Annotated in this window: 1 pseudogene; it reads left to right on the forward strand. The window is 65.6% G+C overall.

The features are described 5' to 3' along the window. Nucleotides 1–340 precede the first annotated feature (340 nt). A pseudogene (locus JCM19049_RS16620) lies at nucleotides 341–694 on the forward strand (four-helix bundle copper-binding protein); the annotation flags it as partial.

The following is a 694-nucleotide window of genomic DNA, read 5'->3' on the forward strand; positions in this document are numbered from 1 at the left end:
CGCTGCACAGCGCGGCGGCCTACGCTTCGCGCAGCGCCGCGCTGGCTACCACCGCCAAGGGAACCCAGGCCGCCTACCCGGATGCGGGCCGCCTGGAAAGCAGCTTCGGCACCTCCCAGGTCTAAGGCCACTGCGGCGTCATTCTGCAACGCCTCGGAAGTCGCTGACTTGGCTGTATTCCCCGAATGGAATGTGATGTCGGAGCATGGTCATGGGAGAGATCGTCACGTCGCCTTGGTAAACGCTCAATCGGGTGTACTGCTCCTGGGGTTATCCCTAGTGTCATGAGCAAGGTGAGCCGGAGCCACCGGCGCACCGCGCTTGTGGAAAGGGGAACATCATGACGCACGTAAGCTCGATGCTCGAGACCTACCCGAAGGACCTGGCCGGGGTGGATCGCGAAAAGTTGGCCGCCTGCATTGCCGCCTGTTTTGAATGCGCCCAGGTCTGCACGGCCTGCGCCGACGCCTGCCTGGCCGAGGACATGGTGCAGAGCTTCGCACCTGTATCCGCACCGACCTGGATTGTGCCGACATCTGTGCCGCCACCGGCGCGGTGCTGACCCGGCAGACCGGGGCGAACCCGACCCTGCTGCGCTCCATCCTCGAAGCCTGCCAGGCCGCCTGCGAGGTGTGCGCCGAGGAATGCGAACGCCACGCCGAGATGCACGAGCACTGCCCGCATCTGCGCCGAG

Source organism: Arthrobacter sp. JCM 19049, from assembly GCF_001310435.1.